This is a genomic window from Streptomyces odontotermitis (assembly GCF_050510915.1).
In the GTDB taxonomy this organism is placed as follows: Bacteria; Actinomycetota; Actinomycetes; order Streptomycetales; family Streptomycetaceae; genus Streptomyces.
In genome coordinates this window covers 238,929-257,177 of record NZ_JBNJLS010000008.1, presented here as the reverse complement: position 1 = coordinate 257,177, position 18,249 = coordinate 238,929, and the positions used below count along the sequence as shown (strand labels likewise).

Annotated in this window: 17 protein-coding genes; 7 read left to right on the top strand and 10 right to left on the bottom strand. The window is 72.0% G+C overall.

What is annotated here, in order from left to right:
- Window positions 1–16: 16 nt before the first annotated feature.
- Both ACQB60_RS24225 and ACQB60_RS24220 read right to left on the bottom strand, forming a co-directional pair.
- On the bottom strand, window positions 17–568 hold the full coding sequence (locus ACQB60_RS24225) for an RICIN domain-containing protein (RefSeq protein ID WP_496928195.1): 552 nt from the start codon (window positions 566–568) through the stop codon (window positions 17–19).
- A 10-nt stretch (window positions 569–578) separates the two neighbouring features.
- The gene (locus tag ACQB60_RS24220; protein ID WP_496928194.1) at window positions 579–1,715 is read right to left on the bottom strand and encodes a type III polyketide synthase; all 1,137 of its coding nucleotides are present in this window, start codon (window positions 1,713–1,715) and stop codon (window positions 579–581) included.
- Between the two features lie 231 nt (window positions 1,716–1,946).
- Here ACQB60_RS24220 and ACQB60_RS24215 point away from each other — a divergent pair, with 231 nt between their 5' ends.
- Window positions 1,947–2,855, top strand: coding sequence for a glycoside hydrolase family 16 protein (locus tag ACQB60_RS24215; protein WP_496928193.1), 909 nt, complete (start codon window positions 1,947–1,949; stop codon window positions 2,853–2,855).
- Window positions 2,856–2,899: 44 nt separating this feature from the next.
- On the opposite strand, the gene ACQB60_RS24210 is transcribed toward ACQB60_RS24215, so the two are convergent.
- Window positions 2,900–4,207: an aspartate aminotransferase family protein gene (locus tag ACQB60_RS24210; protein ID WP_496928192.1), complete on the bottom strand. Its 1,308-nt coding sequence runs from the start codon at window positions 4,205–4,207 to the stop codon at window positions 2,900–2,902.
- A gap of 224 nt (window positions 4,208–4,431) precedes the next feature.
- On the opposite strand from ACQB60_RS24210, the gene ACQB60_RS24205 reads away from it, so the two are divergent.
- Window positions 4,432–5,364 carry a GntR family transcriptional regulator gene (locus ACQB60_RS24205; RefSeq protein WP_496928191.1) on the top strand — a complete coding sequence of 311 codons (933 nt, stop codon included), beginning with the start codon at window positions 4,432–4,434 and terminating at the stop codon, window positions 5,362–5,364.
- Here the strand turns inward: ACQB60_RS24205 and ACQB60_RS24200 are convergent.
- From ACQB60_RS24200 to ACQB60_RS24175, 6 genes are all read right to left on the bottom strand, one after another.
- The gene (locus tag ACQB60_RS24200) at window positions 5,352–6,092 is read right to left on the bottom strand and encodes a haloacid dehalogenase type II (RefSeq protein WP_496928190.1); all 741 of its coding nucleotides are present in this window, start codon (window positions 6,090–6,092) and stop codon (window positions 5,352–5,354) included. The two genes, ACQB60_RS24205 and ACQB60_RS24200, sit on opposite strands and share 13 nt — an antisense overlap.
- A gap of 129 nt (window positions 6,093–6,221) precedes the next feature.
- A complete protein-coding gene (locus tag ACQB60_RS24195; protein WP_496928189.1) occupies window positions 6,222–8,792 on the bottom strand; it encodes an ABC transporter permease in 2,571 nt (856 codons plus the stop codon).
- A gap of 137 nt (window positions 8,793–8,929) precedes the next feature.
- The gene (locus tag ACQB60_RS24190) at window positions 8,930–9,700 is read right to left on the bottom strand and encodes an ABC transporter ATP-binding protein (protein ID WP_496928265.1); all 771 of its coding nucleotides are present in this window, start codon (window positions 9,698–9,700) and stop codon (window positions 8,930–8,932) included.
- A 147-nt stretch (window positions 9,701–9,847) separates the two neighbouring features.
- A complete protein-coding gene (locus ACQB60_RS24185; RefSeq protein WP_496928188.1) occupies window positions 9,848–11,116 on the bottom strand; it encodes a sensor histidine kinase in 1,269 nt (422 codons plus the stop codon).
- A gap of 5 nt (window positions 11,117–11,121) precedes the next feature.
- Complete coding sequence (gene cseB / locus ACQB60_RS24180) at window positions 11,122–11,877, bottom strand: two-component system response regulator CseB (protein WP_496928187.1); 756 nt, start codon at window positions 11,875–11,877, stop codon at window positions 11,122–11,124.
- Window positions 11,878–12,051: 174 nt separating this feature from the next.
- Window positions 12,052–12,711, bottom strand: coding sequence for a GntR family transcriptional regulator (locus ACQB60_RS24175; protein ID WP_496928186.1), 660 nt, complete (start codon window positions 12,709–12,711; stop codon window positions 12,052–12,054).
- 228 nt (window positions 12,712–12,939) lie between these two features.
- Here ACQB60_RS24175 and ACQB60_RS24170 point away from each other — a divergent pair, with 228 nt between their 5' ends.
- From ACQB60_RS24170 to ACQB60_RS24155, 4 genes are all read left to right on the top strand, one after another.
- On the top strand, window positions 12,940–13,323 hold the full coding sequence (locus ACQB60_RS24170; protein ID WP_496928185.1) for a hypothetical protein: 384 nt from the start codon (window positions 12,940–12,942) through the stop codon (window positions 13,321–13,323).
- A gap of 33 nt (window positions 13,324–13,356) precedes the next feature.
- A complete protein-coding gene (locus ACQB60_RS24165; protein ID WP_496928184.1) occupies window positions 13,357–13,899 on the top strand; it encodes a DUF1707 SHOCT-like domain-containing protein in 543 nt (180 codons plus the stop codon).
- A 157-nt stretch (window positions 13,900–14,056) separates the two neighbouring features.
- Window positions 14,057–14,464: a RidA family protein gene (locus ACQB60_RS24160; RefSeq protein WP_496928183.1), complete on the top strand. Its 408-nt coding sequence runs from the start codon at window positions 14,057–14,059 to the stop codon at window positions 14,462–14,464.
- Between the two features lie 369 nt (window positions 14,465–14,833).
- Window positions 14,834–15,244: a GNAT family N-acetyltransferase gene (locus ACQB60_RS24155; protein WP_496928182.1), complete on the top strand. Its 411-nt coding sequence runs from the start codon at window positions 14,834–14,836 to the stop codon at window positions 15,242–15,244.
- Window positions 15,245–15,290: 46 nt separating this feature from the next.
- Here ACQB60_RS24155 and ACQB60_RS24150 read toward each other — a convergent pair whose 3' ends face one another.
- A complete protein-coding gene (locus ACQB60_RS24150; protein ID WP_496928181.1) occupies window positions 15,291–16,394 on the bottom strand; it encodes a family 2 encapsulin nanocompartment cargo protein terpene cyclase in 1,104 nt (367 codons plus the stop codon).
- Window positions 16,395–16,769: 375 nt separating this feature from the next.
- Here ACQB60_RS24150 and ACQB60_RS24145 point away from each other — a divergent pair, with 375 nt between their 5' ends.
- Window positions 16,770–18,197 (top strand): family 2B encapsulin nanocompartment shell protein, encoded by a 1,428-nt coding sequence (locus ACQB60_RS24145; RefSeq protein WP_496928180.1) that lies wholly within the window; start codon window positions 16,770–16,772, stop codon window positions 18,195–18,197.
- The last annotated feature ends 52 nt before the right edge of the window (window positions 18,198–18,249 follow it).

The following is an 18,249-nucleotide window of genomic DNA, read 5'->3' as shown; positions in this document are numbered from 1 at the left end:
ACGCTCAGATGAACGCTCAGACGAACGCCGGCAGATACCACGACTGATGCTTGCTGCCCGTCTTCGCCTTCCCGCTGACCGCCTTCGAACCGACACGGGAACCGAAGGTGATCACCTTCCCCGAGTACGCGTTGCGCAGCTTCTCGTAGTTCCTGACATGCCCCTTCTCGGCCCCGGCCTTGTTGACCGGACGCCACCGGAACTTCTGGTCGTTGTACTTCGGGCAGGTCGCCTGCTTGATCGCCGCGCCCTGCCGGGTGCTGCCCACATACAGGCACTTGCCTGAGTGGTCGTTCTTCAGCTTGTACCCGTACGACCCATAGCGTTCGTACTTGAACGTCCACCGCTGCGTCTTGTGCTTCGAGCACTTCGCGATCCGCGGTGCGGCCCCGCTCTTCTTGCTCCCCGCCATCGACAGGCAGAGGTTCTTCCCCCACATCGAGTGCAGCTGAATGTTGCTCAGCCGCACCTTCGCCTCCGCCGGTGCAGCACCCTGCACCACCACGCCACCAGCCATCGCCGCTATCGCAGCCCCCGAGGCCACCACGGAACCCATCGTCTTGTTCATCTGCCCGACACTACGACCAAGATCGAAAATGCGCATCGTCCCATGGGGCATTGCCCCTTCGGGCAGGGGTGATCCGCCCGGCGCGGGCCGAGTCCCAGCGCAGCAGGGCCAGTTCGACGGAGAAGCCGGGTCCGAAGCCGAGGACCAGGCCCCAGGTGCCCGGCGCGACGCCTGCCGCCGTGACGTCGGCGAGGATGTGCAGCACCGACGCGGAGGAGAGGTTCCCCACCTGGGCCAGGGAGGTGCGGGAGGGGGCGAGCGCCGAGGCGGGCAGGGCGAGGGAGGTCTCGACCGCGTCGAGCACCTTGGGGCCGCCTGGGTGGCAGATCCAGGAGCCGATGTCGGGGCGGGTCAGGTGGTGGTCCGTCAGGAAGGCGTCGACGGTGTCCGGGAGGTGGGTGCGGACCAGGTCGGGGATCTCCGGGCCGAGCACCGCGCGAAAGCCGGTGGAGGTGAAGTCCCAGCCCAAGGCGCGTTCACTGGCCGGGATGAGCAGGCTTCGGGTGGCCACGACGGCCGGTCCGGCAGCGGTCGCGGCTGCGGGGTGCCCTGGTCCGCACATCACCAGCGCCGCCGCCCCGTCGCCGAACAGGGCGCTGCCGATGAGGTTGGCGGGGGACGGGTCGTCGCGCTGGAGCGTGAGGGTGGGGAGTTCCACGGAGAGCAGGACCGCCAGCGCGTCGGTGCGGCCGCGCAGCACGTCGTCGACGCGCGCCATGCCCGCCGCACCGGCTGCGCAGCCGAGCCCGAAGACCGGCAGGCGGACGACGTCGTCCCGTAGCCCGAGACGGGGGACCAGGCGGGCGTCGACGGACGGGGTGGCCAGGCCGGTCGTCGAGACGAACACCAGCAGGTCGACGTCCGCGGGCCTGACCCGCGCCGACCTCAGCGCCCCGTCGACCGCCTCGGTGCCCAGCTCCGACGCGCTGTGCAGATACGCGTCGTTGGCGTCACCGAAGCCCGTGAGCGTGTCGTAGGCGTCGAGGGGGAGGGCCAGGTGACGGGTGCGCACGCCGGAGGAGGCGTGCACGCGGCGCAGCAGCTCCGGGTCGGCGTCGGGGAGCGCGGACCGGAGGCGGGCGGCGAGCGTCTCCTGGGTGTGCCGGTGCGGAGCGGTGACCTTGTGTACGGAGGCGATGCGGGTCATGGGGACCGCCCTTCGGGCTGTGGAGCCGTGGAGCTGCGGAGCCGTGGCGGCGTGGAGCCGTGGAGCTGCTGAGGGGCAACTCGCCCGCCTTCAGGGGGAGTTCCTTGTTCCGGTGTGCGCGTGCGGGGCGCCATGTCGTGGTCTGCTGGAGCCGCCGTGGGGCTTGACGCGTGCGGGGCGTCCGTGGACGGATGACGTCGGGTGTGCGCGGCCGGGAGGAAGGGCATCGCGATGGGATCACATGCGGCGGGGAGACGGCGCAGGCCGGTCGTGCTCGTGGCGGTCGGCGCCACGCTGCTCGCCGCCCTGCTGTGCATCCCGAGCGCCGGGGGTGCGCCGCGGCCGGGGGATGCCTGCGGTGCGACCGGCGCCACGGAGGTGCCGCGCGGTGACTGCGGGCCGTTCTGGCAGGTCCTCGCCGAGGACTTCACCGGCGACCGGGTGCCGCTCGGCGCGTTCAGCGACTGCGAGCACCACGTCGACACCTCGGCCGCGTACTGCGGCGGCCTCGACGGCGCGTACCGGGACAACTGGTGGGCCTACCCGACCGGTTGGCGCGACACCGCCAACGACCGGGGGCGTGACGTCGTCGGCGTCTACCACCCGGAGGACACCGTGAGCGTGGGGCCTGCGCAGAACGGTGACGGCCGCATGCGCATCCGGATGTGGCGGCCCGCCGACGGAGGGCCGGTCCATGCGGCGGCGGTCGTGCCGCGCGCCGTCATGCAGATGAAGTACGGCAAGTACAGCGCCCGCATCAAGGTGACCCGTCCGGCCCCCGGATACAAGTCGGCCTGGCTGCACTACGGCGGCGGCTGCGAGATGGACCACCCCGAGGGCAACTGGACCGGATCCCTCACGGCCTTCCACCACCCGTGCGGCGGCGGCGAGCAGGGCTCGTTCCGCGGCGCCGACGACTGGACCGAGTGGCACACGGTGTCGACCGAGTGGACCCCCGGGAGTGTGCGCTTCTTCGTGGACGGACGGGAGACGGGCCACGACACCAGGGGAGTGCCGGACCACCCCCTGTCCTGGGTCCTCCAGAACGAGAGCGCGCTGGAGGGGCCGGGGGCGGCGCCGGGCAGCAGTGCACAGCTGGAGATCACCTGGGTCGCCGCGTACGCCTACGGGTGGAAGTGACCTGCGGGCGGCTCAGGGTGGGCCGTGCGCTGCCGGGGGTGGGGTCAGCTCCCGGTTGCCAGAACTGCCTTGAGGGCGTCGGTGAGGATGTCGATGCCCGTGTGCAGTTCGTCCTCGGTCGCCGTGAGCGGCGGGGCGATGCGGAAGATGCCGCCCATGCCGGGGAGTTGGACGATGTTGAGGTGCAGCCCCCGGTCGAGGCAGGCCGCCGTGACGGCCTGGCCGAGCGCGTCCGCGGGGGTCCTGCTCTCCTTGTCCTGCACCAGCTCGATGCCCTGCAGCAGGCCGCGGCCCCGGACGTCGCCCACGACCTCGTACGTGTCGCGCAGGCCGAGGAGGCGCTCGCTGAGCTGTTCGCCCAGCTTCGCGGACCGCTCCACGAGCCCGTCGCGCTCGATGACGTCGAGGACGGTGAGCGCCACGGTCGCCGCGAGGGGGTCGGAGACGTGGGTGGTGAAGAAGAGGAAGCCGCGGTCCCGGCAGACCTGTTCGATCTCGGCGCTGGTCACCACCGCCGCGACCGGCAGCCCGGCGCCGAGCGTCTTGGAGAGGGTGAGGACGTCGGGGGTGACGCCGTCGCGCTCGAAGGCGTACATCTGGCCCGTGCGGCCGAGGCCGGTCTGGGCCTCGTCGAGGATGAGGAGCATGCCGCGCTCGGCGCACATCTCCTTGAGGCGGGCGAGGTAGCCGGGCGGCAGGTCGATGATGCCGCCGGACGACAGGATCGGCTCGACCAGGCACGCGGCGAGCGAGCCGGTGGACTGCTGGTCGACGAGGGCGAAGCCGTACGCGAGTTCCGCCTCCCAGTCGTAGGAGCCGTCGGGGCGGCGGAACGGCGAGCGGTAGGCGTTGGGGGTGGGCAGGGTGAGGTTGCCCGGCATGGTCGGGCCGTAGCCGCGGCGCCCGGCGGAGAAGGTCGCCGCCGCGGCGCCGGACGTCATGCCGTGCCAGGACCGGTCGAAGGAGACGACCTCGTACTTGCCGGTGTACAGCTTCGCCATCTTGAGGGCGGCTTCGTTGGACTCGGCGCCGGTCGTCAGGAGCAGCGTCTTGGTGAGGGGGTCCGGCAGCGTCGCGGACAGGCGCTTGGCCAGGTCCACGACGGGCCGGCTCAGCATGCCGCTGAACAGGTGGTCCAGCGAGGCGACCGACTGCGAGACGGCGCGGACGATGTCCGGGTGCGAGTGCCCGAGGACGGCGCTCATCTGCCCGGACGTGAAGTCGAGGAGGGCCCCGCCGTCGCTGTCGTAGACGTAGGAGCCGCTCGCGCTCTCGATGATGCGCGGCGTGAAGCTCGCGCCGTACCGGACCACATGACGTTCGACGTCAGCCCACATGGTGTCCGCGGTCATGGGGGACCTCCTCTTGCTGGTGCGTGGCGGCGCCGGAGCCGCCGATGGGTGCCGATGGGTGCTGATGGGTGCTGATGGATGCCCAAGGGTGGACGACGGATCGAACGTCGTCCGCGTTCTATGGCACAGGATGCTATGCCAAATAGAAGGTGATGCAAGCAGAGGGACTTTATGGCCTACCGCGCTACACTCTCGGCTAGGTCATAAAGGAGATCCGGAGGGTCATGGGCGCCAGCGCCAGTAACGTCAGTGTCAGTCAGCACTCCGACGTCCCCATCTACCGGCAGATCGTCACGCAGCTGACGTTCATGATCGAGATGGGTGAGCTGCGGGACGGCGAGCGACTGCCCGGCACCCGGCTGCTCGCCGACAACCTGGGCATCAACCGCAACACCGTGGCGCACGCCTACAGCGAGCTGCGGGAGCTCGGTCTCGTCGAGGCGCGGGGGCGCAACGGCATGGTGGTGGTCGGCGGCGAGCGGGCGCGCTCGACCTCGGCGGCCCGGGACCGGGCCCGCTCCATCCTGGAGTCGGCCGCCCGCGAGTGCATGGAGCTCGGGCTGCGGCCGTCCGACATCCAGGAACTCGTCATGGACTTCGCGCTGCGCGCGGCCGACAAGGTGCCTCAAGTCTCCTTCGTGGAATGCAACGTCGAGCGGGCCACGTACTTCTCCGACGAGCTCCAGAAGCATGTGGGCATCCCCGTGAAGCCCCTGGTCCTCGGCGAGTTCGAGCCCGCCGACGAGCACCCCGACCTGGTCCTGACGACCTTCTTCCACCTCGCCGAGGTGCGCGGCATGCTGCGCCGCCCCACGACCGACGTCATCGCGATCGTGGTCGCTCCGCACATCCAGACGCTGCTCCAGATCGCCCAGGTGCCCAAGAACCGTGCGGTGGGGCTGCGTTACTCGACCGACGACCAGGCCGTGAGCATCCGCGACTCCCTCGCCCAGGCCGGTGTCACCAACATCCAGGTCCTCGCCGGGACGGGCGACGACGACCTCCGGGGCGTCGACCTCGTGATCATCCCCAGCGAAATGCCGGACCTGAAGCGGCAGTTGGAGGGGCGGGTGCGGGTGATCGAGTTCGGCAACGTCCTCGACGCCGCGTCCATCAGGATGGTCGCCGACGTCGTACGGGACCTTCAGCTCGCTTGATCGCTCAGCGCGGCGACCAGGTCGTCGAGGCTGTCGAAGTGCCCGTCGAAGGCGTCGGAGTCCGTCGGCGGATCACCGGCCGGGCGCCGCACGTAGGCGGTGCGCAGGCCGCTCGCCCGGGCCGCGCGGAGGTCCCAGGCGTGCGCGGCCACCATGAGCACGTGCTCCGGTGCGCATCCGGCGGCGTCCAGGGCGAGTCGGTAGATCCGCGGGTCCGGCTTGTAGGCGAGGACCGACTCGCCGGACAGGACCTGGTGCCAGCGCAGCCCGGCGTGCGCGTCGAGCCGCAGCAGGGTCCTGCCGGAGGCGTTGGAGAGGCCCAGTACGGGGACGTGGCGGGCCAGTTGCTCCAGGCCGGTCACCGTGTCCCCCCATGGAGGCAGACGCTGCCCGGCCGTCGCCAGCCGGGCGATGGCCGCCGGGTCGGCCAGTCCCGCGTGGTCGGCCACGCGGTGGGCGGCCTCCGCGTCGATGACCTCCGAGTTCGCGTACGCGCGCTCGCCCTCCGCGATGCGCCGCTGCTCCTCCTCGACGTGGCGCTGCCACACGGTCAGCAGCCGTTCGACGGACGCCTCGTCCGAGTTCTCCGAGTTCTCCGAGTCCTCTGAGTCGTCCGACGCGGGCATCGCCTCGCGCAACGCGGCGCGCAGACCGCCCGGTTCGTCGACCAGGGTGCCGAGGACGTCGAAGACGACGACCTCGACCTCGATGTCGCAGAACTTCACCATGACCTCTCTCCCGGCTCGTGCTTTCCGGCTCCGGCCGCCATGTGCGTCACCGATGCATCACCGGTTCAACAGGTGACGACTCTGTCAGGGGTGTCCATCACCGGTCAAGAGGGTGACGTGGAGCACGTCTCAGGACTCCGCGACCGCCTCCAACGGCCGCAGCCCGGCGGCCCTGCGGGCCGGAACCGCCGCCGCGAGCGCGCCCATCGCGAGCGACACCAGGCAGATCAGGGCCAGCGTCCCCCAGGGCGGCGCCAGGGAGTACTCGGACATCGCGCCGGCCGCCAGCGCGCCGACCGTCCAGGCCCCGAACAGCCCGGCGGCCAGGCCGAGAAGGGTGCCGAAGGCGGCGACGGTCAGCGACTCCAGGCGGATCATGCGCCGGATGCCCGCGCGGTTCATGCCGAGGGCGCGCAGCATGCCGATCTCCCGGGTGCGCTCCGAGACCGACATGGCCAGGGTGTTGACGATGCCGAGCGCCGAGATCACGGCGCCGATGGCGAGCAGCCCGTACATCAGGGTCAGCAGGTCGGCCATGGCTCCGGCCGCTTCGTCGACGAGCGCCCGCCGGTCCTGGACCTTCAGGAGGGGGTTGTTGCCGACGGCCGCGCGCAGCCGGTCCTCCATCGACTTCGAGACCGTGCCGCTGTCCGTGCGGACGAGGATCCGCTGCACCGAGTCGGGCTTGAACGCGGTGCGCTGCACTTCGCCGCGGGCGCCCAGGGCGTCCTGGGCGATGGGGTTGTCCTGGTAGACGCCGACGACGGTGTAGTGCTCGGGCTTCTGGCCGCGGCCCAGGCTCGCCTCGATCCGGCCGCCGGTGGTCACGCCCTGCTGCCGGGCGAGGGTGCGGGAGAGGGCGATCCGGCCGGGGCCGAGGTCCTTGGCGGAGCCGCTGACGAAGTCGAGCCTCATCACGGAGTTCACGGTGGCGGGGTCGACGCCGGAGACCGTCCGGACCCCGCCGCCGACGAACAGGGAGGAGTCCGCGACGGGACTGGCCGTCCGTACGCCCTCGGTGCCGGCCACCCGCCGGACGGCGGCCTGGTCGAGGCCGTCCGTGGACGTGCGCGTACTGATCACGTAGTCGGCGCCGAGCCCGGCGGCGGCCTGCCGGTCGAGGGCCTGCCCGGTGGAGTGGCCGATGACGGCGAGCCCGGCGACCAGGGCGGTGGTGACCATCAGGGCGGAGGCGGTCGCGGCGGTGCGCCGCGGGTCGCGCAGCGCGTTCTCGCGGGCGAGCAGGCCGGTGATCCCGAAGCGGGCGGTCAGCCGGCCGCTCAGCCGGATCACGGGGGCGGCGAGCAGCGGCGCGAGGACCATCAGGGCGGCGACGAGGAGGGCGCAGCCGAGCATCGCGCTCTGCAGGTTGTCCTCCGAAGCGTCCTTCGCCCCGCTGAGCGACATCAGCAGTCCGGCGCCGAGGACGAGCAGGGCGAGGCCCGTCGCGCTGCGGATCCGGGACCGGGTGGCGGTGGGCGGCTGTTCGGACGCGCGCATCGCCTCGACGGGCGCGATCCGCGCCGCCCTGCGGCACGGCAGCCAGGCCGCGAGCACCGTGACGCCGACACCCACGCCGAGCGCCGCCACCACCGGGCGCGGACCGATCACCAGCGGCCCGCTCGGCAGCGCCTTCTGCGAGGTGGTGAGGGCCTCGGGCAGTACGGCGGCGATGCCCAGGCCGAGCAGGAATCCGGCCACCGACGCGGCGAGCCCGAGCAGCACCGCCTCCCACAGGACGGAGCGCACCACCTGGCGGCGGGAGGCGCCGATGGCCCGCAGCAGCGCGATCTCCCGCGTGCGCCGGGAGACGAGCATCGTGAACGTGTTGACGATGAGGAACGAGCCGATGAACAGCGCCACCCCGGCGAAGACCATCGGCAGCTTCTGGTGCCCCCGGGTCATCATGTCGACGTTCGTGGCCTGTTGGGCGGCCAGGGCGGTGCCACTGGTGGCCTCGGCCCGGTCCGCCGGGAGCATCGCGCCGACCCGCCCGGCGAGGGTGCCCTGGTCGGTGCCGGGCGCGGCGGACAGGTCGATTGCCGAGTAGTGGCCCGGCGTCTCGAACAGCCGCTGGGCGGTGGCCTTGTCGAAGAGCGCGAGGGTACCGCCCGCGGTCACCCGGCTGTCCTTGGTGGTGACGATGCCGACGAGCCGCTTCGTCATGGCCGGGCCGTCGGTGGCGAGCGTGACCTCGTCGCCGAGCGAGAAGCCGCCGGCGGCCGCGGTGCCGCTGTCGACGGCGATCTCACCGCTCGTGCGCGGGGCATGGCCCTCCACCAGCGGATGGCGGCTGTCCTTGCCGTCCTTGCCCGGCACATAGGCGCCGGCCAGGTTGGACCAGCCGCTGCCGGCCCGAAGCGGCGTGCCGTCCGCGGAGTTGAGGGTCGCCGTGCCGTGGACGGTCGGCCGTACGTCGCTCACGCCGGGGACCTCGGCCAGCTTCCGGGCGAGCGCGTCGTCGAGGACGGAGCCGTTCCGGCGGGCGTCGGCCGTGGCTCCGGGCGGGGGTTCCTTCGCCGTCACGGAGACCGCGATGTCCGCGAAGTTCCGTGACGCGGCGGCACGGTAGGCCGCGGCGGACGAGTCCGCGAAGACGAGGGAGCCGGAGACGAAGGCGACGCCCAGGCAGACCGCGAGGATGGTCATGAGCAGACGGGCCTTGTGCGCGAGGACGTTGCGCAGGGCTGATTTCAGCATGGTGGCTTTCGGGGATGTGGGGCGTGGGCCAGGTGTGGTGACGTGTGGGTCAGGTGTGGTGACGTGTGGGCCAGGTGCCGTGACGCGTGGGCGAGGCGTGCGCGGATTCGTTACGAGCGGCTTCGCTGAGGGAGGGCTCAGCTCGTACGGGAGCGGGTGTCCAGCTCCTTCATCCGGTCCAGGACCCGCTCCGGGGTGGGGCGCGTCATCTCGTCGACCAGGCGGCCGTCGGAGAGGAAGACCACGCGGTCGGCGAATCCGGCGGCGACCGGGTCGTGCGTCACCATGACGACGGTCTGGCCCAGTTCGCGCACCGAGTCGCGGAGGAAGCCGAGGACCTCGGCGCCGGCCCGCGAGTCCAGGTTCCCGGTGGGCTCGTCGCCGAAGATGATCGCGGGCCGGGAGACCAGCGCCCGCGCCACCGCCACGCGCTGCTGCTGCCCGCCGGAGAGCTCGCCGGGCCGGTGCCCGAGCCGTTCCGCGAGCCCGACCATGGAGACCACGCGGTCCAGCCACGCCGGGTCGGGCCTGCGGCCCGCGATGCTGAGGGGCAGCGTGATGTTCTCCAGGGCGGTGAGCGTCGGCAGCAGGTTGAACGCCTGGAAGATGAAGCCGACCCGGTCGCGGCGGAGTTCCGTGAGCTGCCGGTCATTGAGGGAGCTCAGCTCGGTCGTGCCGATGCGCACGGAGCCCGAGTCGGCCGTGTCGAGCCCGGCGGCGCAGTGCATCAGCGTCGACTTGCCGCAGCCGGACGGGCCCATGATCGCGGTGAACTCGCCCTCCCGGAAGGCGATGCTGACCTGGTCGAGGGCGACGACACGGGCGTCACCGGTGCCGTATGCCTTCGACAGGCCGGAAGTGGCGGCCGCGATGCCGGGGGCGGGGCGCTGCGGTACGTACGGGGCCAGGGGTTCGGCGGTCACCGGGACTCCTCTTCGGGTGCGGTCATGTGCACTCCGAAGGGTGTCCGGGGAACGTATCCGGACCTGCGCCGCCGTGTATCGGTCACGGCGCCGCTCCGCAGCAGTTCCGCGCGGGGCGCCGCCGGGGTCCCCTCAGGCGGGCAGCCGCAGCGTGGCGACGGCGCCGCCGTCCGGCGCGTTGTCCAGGCGCAGTTCGGCACCCAGCAGGCGCGCCTGGCCCAGGGCGATGGTCAGGCCCAGGCCGTGGCCCGTGCCGCGCTCGGCGGCGCCCGTGTGGAAGCGGCGCGGACCGGTGCGCAGCAGCTCCTCGGGGAAGCCGCGGCCGTGGTCGCGCACGACGACGGTGCGGTCCTCGACGGTGAGCTCGACGGGGGTGGCGCCGTGCCGGTGGGCGTTGACGACGAGGTTGCTGACGATGCGTTCGAGGCGGCGCGGGTCGGTCTCCACGGTGGCCGCGGCCGCCGCCGTGACCGTGGTCGCGAGACCTGTGCGCGTCACGGCCTCCTGGACGACGTCTGCCAGCGGCACCCGCGCGCTGACCGGCAGTTCGGCACCGGCGTCGAGCCGGGAGATCTCCAGCAGGTCCTCGATCAGGGCGCGCAGGTCGCGCACCCGGCCCCGCAGCAGATCCTCCGTCTCGCCGGGCGGCAGCAGGTCGGCCGCGGCGAGCAGACCGCCGACGGGGGTGCGCAGCTCATGGGCGACGTCCGCGGTGAACTGCCGTTCGGTGCGCAGCCGTTGGCTGAGGGTGTCGGCCATGAGGTCGACGGTGGCGGCGATGTCGGCCACTTCGTCGCCGCCCGCGGTGGGGCCCGTCCTGGCGTCGAGGTCCCCGGCGGAGATCCGCCCCGCCGTCTCGGACACCCGCCGCAGCCTGCGGCCGATCAGTCCGGCGCCGTAGGCCGTGAGCGGAACGGCCGCCGCGAGGGCGAGCAGCGAGGCCACCGTCATGGTCATGTCGAGACGCCGCAGAGTGTGGAACTGGGAGCTCATGTTGATCCTGACGGCGAGGACCGGGCTGCCGGGCCCGCCGGTCCGCTGGGCGGCCCACGCGGTCGGTCCCGTGTTGGAGTCCGCGTCGACGTGCCCGTCGTAGGCCGTGTGCCGCTTGTCGTCGTCCGGGTGGCGCAAGGACGCGGGCAGACCGGCCGGATCCAGCTCGGCGCCGTCGGCGAGGGTGCCCGTGCGCCGGTAGACGTCCATGGCTGAGTACACGGTGTTGAACGCCTGCGCCTCGGCCCGTTCACGGATGTCGCGCGCGGTCCACAGATGGACCAGCACGCCCACCGTCGCCACGACGAGGCAGGCGGTGCCCGCGGCGAGGGCGGCGATCTTCCAGCGCAGGGAGGCGCGGGCGGGCCGCAGCCGGTGCAGGAGGGACGGTCGGCGAAGGGGGCGCACCGGGGTCAGCGCCTGAGCTTGTAGCCGAAGCCGCGGACCGTCTCGATCCTGTCCCGGCCCAGCTTGCCGCGCAGCCGCTGCACGCACAGGTCCACGACCCGGCTGTCCCCGTCCCAGCCGTACTCCCATACGTTGCGCAGCAGGGTGTGCCGCTCCAGGACGATGCCCGGGTGGGCGGCGAACTCGAGCAGCAGCTTCAGCTCGGTCGGCGTGAGCGCCACGGGCTCACCGGCCACGGACACCTCCAGTCCGCCGGTGTCGACGGTCAGGTCCCCGAAGGCGAGGATCTGCCCCTCGTCGGGCGGCGGGCCCTCCACGGCGGCCTGCTCGGTGCTCACCGCGGGCGCGTACGTCGCCCGGCGCAGCAGAGAGCGGATGCGGGCCACCAGGACGTACGTGTCCACGGGCTTGACCACGTAGTCGTCGGCCCCGGCCTCCAGGCCCGCGACGACGTCGAGCCCGTCGCCGCGCGCGGACATCATCAGGACCGGCACCAGGCTGCTCTCCCGGACCCTGCGGCACAGCCCGATCCCGTCGAGCCCCGGCAGCATCACATCGAGAATCAGCAGGTCGAAGCTGTGCTCACGGAAGAGTTCGAGCCCGGTGAGCCCGTCGGCCGCGGCCTTCATCTCGTAGCCGTAGCGCTCCAGGGCGACGGTGAAGGAGCGCCGCATCAGGTCGTCGTCCTCCACGAGCAGCACGCGCAGGGGACGGGAGGAGCCCGGGGCCGGGGCGGACGGGGACACGGGGCGGCGCTCCATTTCGTACGGCTTGACGTGGCTTGAGGTGGCTTTATGCCACGTGATACCGAACGATAACCCCGGCTCAGCACGGATCACCCGGGATGCGGGCCCGGACGCCGGATCGATGGCCGACGCCGTCCTGGGTGATACACGGCCGATACAGAGCCGGCTGTGTCAGCTGTGTCGGCTGTGTCAGTTGTCGTCGCTGTCGTCCCCGAACAGGTGCCGCACCGTCGAGCGGTAGTTGGTGCGGACGTGGGCCAGGGCGATGTCGCGGGCCCGGTCCGCGTCGCCGGAGGCCACGGCCTCGTACAGCGAGCGGTGTTCGGTGAGGAGGTGGCGCCACTCCTCGTTCTGCCGGGTCAGCCAGCGCAGGCGGCCGTCGACCGGCTCCATGACGGAGATCAGCAGGCCGTTGCCCGCCATGGCCAGGACGTGGTCGTGGAAGCGGGTGTTGATGTCGGTGATGGCCTCCGCCTCGCCGCTGTCCGTCGCGCGGGCGGCGGCGTCCAGGAGCTCCTCCAGGCGTGCCACGTCGTCGCGGGTGCCGCGTTCGGCGGCGCGCCCGGCCGCGTAGACCTCCAACGCCTCGCGCAGCTCGAAGAGTTCGGCGACGTCGGTGCGCGTCAGGGTCCGTACGACGGCGCGGCGCGGCGTCTCGAAGGTCACGAAGCCCTCGGCGAGCAGCGCCCGGATGGCCTCGCGCACCGGGACCCGCGAGACCCCGAAACGGTCCGCGAGTTCGCGCTCGACCAGGCGGTCTCCGGGGTGCAGGCGACCGCTGATGATCTCTTGGCGCAGCGTGGCGAGCACGCGTTCGCGCACCGCGCCCAAGGGTTCCACCGTCGTCATGCCCCCATCCTCCCCGACGCCCGCGCGGCCGGTGGACCAGGGGCGTGAGTGGGGGCCGGGGCGGGTGTCTTCGGCATGTGTCAGCCAGCCGAACTGGCCGCGAAGAAAGGGTGAATGAGCATATACCGGCGGAGGCCGGGCCGAGGATGATGAGGGGAGAGGGGCGGGGCGGCGTGCAGCCCCTGCTCAGGTTCGCGCGTCGGCGCATCGGGATGCGAGGGAGTCACGATGACAGACACGGCAGAGGTGTTCTCGGGGCCCTTGGCGGCACCCGTCATCGACGCGGCGGACAGCGTCACCGTCCCCGCGCATGGCGGGGTGCCACGGCTCGTCGTCCCGCTGGAGCAGGGCGGGGCCCGGCGGCTCGTCGTCCGCGTAGAGCCGTACGAGGGCATGAGCGGCGGGGACCAGGTGCAGCTGCGCTGGGACACCGGGGTGCTGCGCACCTCCCGGATCGACGGCCATGTCGTCGGCGCCGAGGACGTGGGCCACAGCATCGTCTTCACCGTGTCCGGCCCCAAACCGGGTACGGCGCGGGTCAGTTACCTCGTGCACCGGGCCACCGGCGAGTGGCGGGCCTCGGAGCGGCTCGAGGTCACCGTACGGGGGTGAGTCACGGGGGTGGGTACGGCCTAGAGTGAAGCGGTGACCCAGCTGCCCGAAGATCCGTCCCAGCTTGTCGGCGACGACGACCGCGACAGTGCCGCCCGGCGCCTCCAGCAGGCGTACGCGGAGGGGTACCTCTCGCACGAGCAGATGGACGAGCGCGTGGGCCGGGTGCTCGCCGCCGGCACGCGGGGCGAGATCGAGTCGGCGCTGGCCTCGCTCCCGGCGGAGCAGGCGGGCGACACGGCCACGATCTCGGCGCCCGCCGGCCGGATCCGCAGGCGCGGCGTCTGGCGGGTGCCCCGGACCCTCAAGGTGGTGACCGGGTTCGGGCGGGTGAACCTGGATCTGTCCCGGGCGGTCATCGAGACCCCGGTGGTCGACATCGAGGTGCAGCTCGGTACCGGCAGGAGCAGGATCACGGTGCCGCGCGACGCGACCGTGGACCTGGAGGGGCTGAGCGTCGGGTGGAAGGAGCCGCGCTACAGGCCCCCGCGGAATGCCCGGCCGGGCGGGCCGACGATCCGGATCTCGGGGGTCGTCGGGTTCGGGCGGCTGACGATCCGGCACGCGCGGCGCTGACGGTCCCCGTCCCTGACGGTCCTGGTCCCTGACCTGTTCAAGGCTCTGAGCTGCTGGGTCACCGCGAGGTTCCCCACTCTCCCAAAAGTGCGTTCTTCCACGTCGGCGCGGGCTCTCTTACGGTTCCCCGGTAACCACGAGAGAGGACGACAGCGACATGGCCATCACCTTGGTGAACCCCCCTGGGCTGCCGGAAGTCGACGCGTACCGGCAGGTGGCGGTCGCCTCCGGGACCCGGCAGGTCTTCCTCGCCGGGCAGGTCGCCTGGGACGCCGACGGGGTCACCGTCGGGGCCGGGGACCTCGCCGCCCAGGTCGAGCAGTGCTACCTCAACATCGCCACCGCCCTGGAGGGGGTCGGGGCGTCCTTCGGCGATGTGGCGAAGCTGACCGTGTACGTCGTCGACTGGACCCCCGACAAGATGCCCCTGTTCCTGGAGGGGGCAGCCCGCGCCGCCGCGAAGCTCGGGGTCACTCCCGTGCCGCCGGGCACCCTGATCGGGGTCGCGGCGCTGGCCTTCCCCGAGCACCTGGTGGAGATCGAGGCCACGGCGGTCATCGACTGACAGCGAAACGGCATGTGACAACATGCCGCACAGGCGCAACCCGACGACGAGCGAGCGGCTGTGCGGACTGGCCCGGCTGCTGCGCGCGAACGCCGGAGCCGCGTACGTACGAGAACATCGCGCTGTGGCACGAACGCACCATCAACTCGTCTCCGCCGCCGGGCTGTTGCGCGGCCTGCGGGTGTTCCCCGAGCGCATCGCCCGTAACGTCGAGGCCCCCCAGGGGCTCATCCGCCTGCCGCCCGGTGCAGGCGGCCGCCACCGAGGTGTGGGCGGACGGGACGGGCCTCGCCGCGGCCTGGAAGAGCTGGACCGGGACCTGCACACCCCCGCTGCCCCCAGAGAGAACCGAGCAAGGAGTCACCCCGCATGTGGAAGTGTGAGCACGTTGTCGGCGCCGGGCTGGACGTCCAGGAAGTCCTCGCCCTGTACCGGGCCTCCACCCTGGACGCGCGCCGCCCCGTCGACGACGTCGAGCGGTTCACCAAGATGCTGGCCGGGGCCAATCTGGTCGTCGTCGCCCGCACCGAGGAGGGCCGCCTCATCGGCATCGCCCGCGCCCTCACCGACGGCGCCTACTCGACCTACCTCGGTGACCTCGCCGTGGACGCCGCGTTCCAGGGCCAGGGCGTGGGCCGCGCACTCATCGCCGCCACCCAAGAAGCCGCCCCGCAGGCGAAGGTGATCCTCCTGTCCGCGCCCGCCGCCGTCGACTACTACCCGCACATCGGCTTCACCCGGCACGAGTCCGCCTGGACTCTGCGCGGTCCCGTCGGCTGAGCGGGCGCGACGATCATGGCGTAGGCCGTGCTGTGCGGCGCGCCGCTCAGGGCGACGTCGCGTAGCGCGTGCCCACGTTCCCCGAGTGCCACTCGTGGTTGCCGCCGATCCAGTTCGACAGCCCGGTCATGAAGCGGGCCACCACCGGGTGCGTGGGGGAGAGCGCGGCGGCCTGCTCCTCGAAGAGGTGGACGATGTCGTTGTGGACCTCGATCGCCAGCTGGAACGCCCCGTCGATGGAGCAGTCCTCCTCGGCGGCGATCGCCGTGGGCAGGCTGTAGTGGAAGCGCTCGCTCTGCTGCTCCTTGCGCAGTGAGTAGAGGTCGTTGCAGAGCGTCGCCGCGTTCGAGGAGAGGGCGACCGCGCGCTGGATGCCGGGCTCCGCGAAGAGCGCGGCGGGCAGCTCGTAGCCGCCGATGGCGTCGGTGATGGTGAGACAGGCGCGGAAGCTGTTGAACTGCCGCTGCACCAGGTACTCCCACACGGCGGGGGTGCGGTTGCGGGTGATGCAGTCGCCCTCCGCGTTGTAGCCGAGATAGAGGTTCGCGATGTCGTGCCGGTAGCGGTGCCCCTGCGCCGGACTGGCCAGCTCCAGGAAGTGGTCCATGGCCGAGCGCATCGAACGCAGGGCGGGGTGGGAGTGCAGGGCGGCGCGCCCGTCGGCCTCGTAGCGCGGGGTGTTGTGGGCGGGGTCGATGGCCGACTGGGCGACGACGAGCGCCGCGCCGCGCCGGTCCGCGCGGCCGCCGTACTCCTCCTCGCAGAAGTAGTCGTCCACGGCGTTCTCCGCGACCAACAGCCGTGCGGCGGCCATGAGGTGGTCGAGTCCGGGCGCGTCCGGGTGGCACAGCATCACCGAACGCCCGGGATCGAAGGCGATCAGGGCCGCGCGCAGATCGGTGTCCGGATACAGGTCCACCTCCTCTTCCGCCCACTGCACGACCAGCTCGTTGACCTCGTCGGCCAGCGCGCGGTCGTCCCGCACGGCGGGCGGGCAGTACAGGCCCTCGATGCGCGAGGAGGGGGAGGGGGAGGGCGAGGGGGACGGCGCGGCGGTCGGCGGATCAGCCTCTTGCGGGTCCGGAGCCAGGCGCAGCGAGCTCGTGCCGAGCCCGGAGGGGCCGGACAGCAGCCGGTTCAGCGTTTCCATCCGCAACTCCGTTCACAGGGGTTCGGCTCGGCGCACACACGACGAAGGGATAGCACGGCGCGCGGGGGACGGACAAGGACACCTCTACCGTGCTCCCGGCATCCGCGGCCACTTCTGACACATCCTCACCATCGAGAAAAGCCCAGGTAGTTGAAGGTCTGAACGATGGCTGAGGTCTTGCGCCGAAATCCGGACGTCCTCCATGGCGGTCGTGATCGGCGCGCGAGCGCATCGGTGGACGTGGCGGGCCCAGCCGGGGTGCGCAGCCCATGGCGCAAACGCGTTGTGTGCATCTGTGGTCACCCTCGACCACTCTCGTCGCACGCTGATTCACTTGCGGCGCGCAGCCCCCAATGGCAGTGGAAGGGAACAGGGATGACGACCGCATCGTCGGCGGAGCAGTCGGAACAGCCTGAACAGAGTGCGGGACAGGCCCAGTTGAGTCTGGGCATCGCGGCGGCGCGCAATCTGGCGACCACCACCAAGACCGTTCCGCAGATGCAGAACATCAGCTCGCGCTGGCTGCTGCGGACCCTGCCCTGGGTGGAGGTGCGCGGCGGCACCTACCGGGTCAACCGGCGTCTGGTGTACGCGGTCGGCGACGGGCGCGTCACCTTCGTACAGGAAGGCGCGGACGTGCGGGTGGTGCCCGCCGAGCTGGCGGAGCTGCCGCTGCTGCGCGGCTTCGACGAGGCCGACGCGCTGCAGGCGCTCGCCGAGCGGTTCCAGCAGCGGGAGTTCGGGCCCGGCCAGGTCCTCGCTGAGGCGGGCCGCCCCGCCGACCACGTCTATCTGCTCGCCCACGGCAAGGCGGAGAAGGTCGGCACCGGCAAGTACGGCGAGGAGACCCGGCTCGGCATCATCGCCGACGGCGGGTTCTTCGGCGGCCAGGTCGTCTCCGCCGAGCCCGGCGACTGGGAGTTCACCGTGCGCGCCGTGACCGCGTGCACCGTCCTCGCGCTGCCCCGGCAGGCGTACGAGGAGGTCGCAGGCCAGAGCGAGGCGCTGAGCTCCCACGTGCGGCGGCGGCAGACCGAGGGGGAGCGGCCGCAGAACAAGCGCGGCGAGGCCGACATCGCGCTGGCCGCCGGGCACGCGGGCGAACCGGTCCTGCCCGGCACCTTCGTGGACTACGAACTGAAGCCCCGCGAGTACGACTTGAGCGTCGCGCAGACCGTCCTGAAGGTGCACACGCGCGTCGCCGACCTCTACAACGAGCCGATGAACCAGGTCGAGCAGCAGCTGCGGCTCACCATCGAGGCGCTGCGCGAGCGCCAGGAGTGGGAGCTCGTCAACAACCGCGAGTTCGGGCTGCTCCACAACGCGGACTACGGGCAGCGCATCTCCACCCACTCGGGCCCGCCCACACCGGACGACTTCGACGAACTGCTCGCCATGCGCCGCCAGACCAAGGCGTTCTTCGCGCACCCGCGCGCCATCGCGGCGTTCGGCCGCGAGTGCAACCGGCGCGGCATCTACTTCGGCGACGCCGAGGTGGGCGGCCACCGCATACCGGCCTGGCGCGGCGTGCCGATCTTCCCGCTGGGGAAGCTGGAGGTCTCGGCCGAGGGCACCACGTCGGTCCTGGCGATGCGCACCGGCGAGGAGGCGGCGGGCGTGGTCGGCCTGCGCCAGGTCGGCATCCCCGACGAGTACGAGCCGGGCCTGAACGTGCGGTTCATGGGCATCAACGACCAGGCCGTCATCTCCTACCTGGTCAGCACCTACTACTCGGGGGCCGTGCTCGTGCCCGACGCACTCGGCGTCCTGGAGAACGTCGAGGTGTCCCGCACCGCCGACTGACACCGGCCGCCGCCCCACCCTCCGCCCGCCCCGAACGCCGCGCAACCGTCGG